The sequence below is a fragment of the Streptomyces sp. SDr-06 genome (genome assembly GCF_003324565.1).
Lineage (GTDB): Bacteria > Actinomycetota > Actinomycetes > Streptomycetales > Streptomycetaceae > Streptomyces.
This window is the reverse complement of record NZ_QOLA01000061.1, coordinates 1-2,529: the sequence shown is the minus strand read 5'-3', so window position 1 is coordinate 2,529 and position 2,529 is coordinate 1. Positions and strand designations below refer to the sequence as shown.

Below are 2,529 nucleotides of genomic sequence, written 5' to 3'. Positions count from 1 at the left end.
CCATCGCCGCCTGCAGCGCGCAGATCGGGTCGATCTCCGTGATGATCACCCGGGCACCCTGGCCCCGCAGCGACTCCGCGCAGCCCTTGCCGACGTCACCGTAACCACACACCACAGCCGTCTTGCCGCCGATCAGAACATCGGTGGCACGGTTGATGCCGTCGATCAGCGAGTGGCGGCAGCCGTACTTGTTGTCGAACTTCGACTTCGTCACCGCGTCGTTCACATTGATCGCCGGGAAGAGAAGGTCCCCGTCACGCATCATCTCGTACAGACGGTGCACACCCGTCGTGGTCTCCTCCGTCACACCACGGATCTCCGAGGCGAGTGCGGTCCAGTCGATCGTGGTGGTGCCCAACAGGCGCAGAATCACGGCCAGTTCGTCGTTGTCGGCGGTCGACGGGTCGGGTACCGCGCCCGCCTTCTGGTACTCGACGCCCTTGTGCACCAGAAGGGTGGCGTCGCCGCCGTCGTCCAGGATCATGTTGGGGCCCGAGTGGCCGGGCCAGGTCAGCGCCTGCTCGGTGCACCACCAGTACTCCTCAAGGGTCTCGCCCTTCCACGCGAACACCGGGATGCCCGCGGCGGCGATGGCGGCGGCCGCATGGTCCTGGGTGGAGTAGATGTTGCACGACACCCAGCGCACCTCGGCGCCGAGCGCGACCAGCGTCTCGATCAGCACGGCGGTCTGGACCGTCATGTGCAGCGAGCCCATGATCCGGGCACCCGCCAGCGGCTGCGTGGCCGCGTACTCCTTGCGGATCGACATCAGGCCGGGCATCTCGTGCTCGGCGAGGGTGATCTCCTTCCGGCCGAACTCCGCGAGGGACAGGTCCGCGACCTTGAAATCCGTGAAACCGGTGGCCACGGCGGACTCAGCTGACATGAAGGCTCCTTGAGCTCTGTACGGCCCGGTGGATCTCCAGGGCCGCGGTGGATCGGTTGAGGGTGATGTAGTGGAGGCCGGGCGCGCCTTCGGCGAGCAGGCGCTCGGCCATCGCGGTGGCGTGGGCCACGCCGATGGCATGCCCCTGGGCCGGGTCGTCGCGGACGGCTTCGAGGCGGTGGGCCAGGTCCTCCGGGAACGCCGCGTTGCTGAGCTGCGCGAAGCGGCGGATCTGGCGTACGTCGGTGGCGGGCATGATCTCCGGGATGATCGGGGTGTCGCAGCCCGCGGCCGCCACCCGGTCGCGCAGCCGCAGGTAGTCCTCCACGTCGAAGAACATCTGGGTGATGGCGTAGTCCGCCCCGGCCCGGCACTTCGCCACTAAGTGCCCGATGTCGCTCGCCCAGGTGTCCGAGCGCGGATGGCGCTCGGGGAACGCCGCCACCCCGATGGTGAACTCCCCCAGGGAGCGGACCAGTTCGACGAGTTCATACGCGTATGTCAGGCCCTGGGGGTGCGGGGTCCAGGGGCCGCGGGGGTCGCCCGGCGGATCGCCGCGCAGGACCAGGACGTCCCGGACTCCGGCGTCGGCGTACTGGCCGATGATGTGCCTCAGCTCGGCGACCGAGTGGCCGACGGCGGTGAGGTGGGCGACGGGTCGCAGCGTCGTCTCGGCCGCGATGCGCTTGGTGATCTCGACCGTACGGTCCCGGGACGAGCCGCCCGCGCCGTATGTCACGGAGACGAAGTCCGGTGCCAGCGGCTCCACCCGCCGGATGGCGTTCCACAGAGTCTGCGCCCCGGCCTCGGTCTTGGGCGGGAAGAACTCGAAGGAGTAGGTTGTCATGACCGGCCCCTTCCCGCGTTGAAGTAGCTGGCCTCGGGGTGGTGGACGACGATGGCGTCGGTGGACTGCTCGGGGTGGAGCTGGAACTCCTCGGAGAGGTGCACGCCGATCCGCTCCGGCCGCAGCAGGTGGGCGATCTTCGCCCGGTCCTCCAGGTCGGGGCAGGCCGGATAGCCCAGCGAGTAGCGGCAGCCCTGGTACTCGGTCCGCAACATGGCCTGCAACGAGGTCGGATCGGCCGCCGCGATGCCGAGCTCGGAGCGGACCCGGGCGTGCCAGTACTCGGCGAGCGCTTCGGCCAACTGGACGGACAGGCCGTGCAGTTCGAGGTAGTCGCGGTAGGAGTTGCCCTGAAAGAGCTCGGCCGTGGCCTCGCCGATCTTCGAGCCGACGGTGACGACCTGGAGGCCGATCACGTCCACCTCGCCGGAGTCCTCCGGGCGGAAGAAGTCCGCCAGGCACAGCCGGCGCCCGCGATGCTGGCGCGGGAAGGTGAACCGGGTGGCTTCGCTGCCCCGCTCGTCGAGGATGATCAGGTCGTCGCCCTTGGAGACGCAGGGGAAGTAGCCGTGCACGACGGCCGCTTCCAGCAGGTTGTCCGTACGCAGCCGGTCCAGCCACATCCGCAGCCGCGGGCGCCCTTCGCTCTCGATGGTGTCGCCCTTGAGGCCCCACTGGCCTTTGAAGAGGGCGTCTTCGTCGAGCCAGGTGGCGTATTCCTTGAGGCCGATGCCCTTGATGACGCGGGTGCCCCAGAAGGGTGGGGTCGGGATCGGGTTGTCGGTGGCCACGTCGG

3 protein-coding genes are annotated in these 2,529 nt (G+C 69.0%); all 3 read right to left on the bottom strand.

Translation table 11 applies throughout. The features are described from left to right. A partial coding sequence (locus tag DT019_RS38935) for an adenosylhomocysteinase (RefSeq protein ID WP_114041725.1) occupies positions 1-886 on the bottom strand: 886 nt, incomplete at its 3' end. Beyond that, the gene (metF, locus tag DT019_RS38930) at positions 876-1,733 is read right to left on the bottom strand and encodes a methylenetetrahydrofolate reductase [NAD(P)H] (protein WP_114041724.1); all 858 of its coding nucleotides are present in this window, start codon (positions 1,731-1,733) and stop codon (positions 876-878) included. The genes metF and DT019_RS38935, both read right to left, overlap by 11 nt. Beyond that, positions 1,730-2,529 (bottom strand): vitamin B12 dependent-methionine synthase activation domain-containing protein (locus tag DT019_RS38925; protein ID WP_317617863.1); only part of this gene is annotated, 800 nt, incomplete at its 5' end. The genes metF and DT019_RS38925, both read right to left, overlap by 4 nt.

Bases quoted from the DNA above. Each gene is read 5' to 3' on its own strand.
- metF (WP_114041724.1), bottom strand. From the start codon at position 1,733: ATGACAACCTACTCCTTCGAGTTCTTCCCGCCCAAGACCGAGGCCGGG.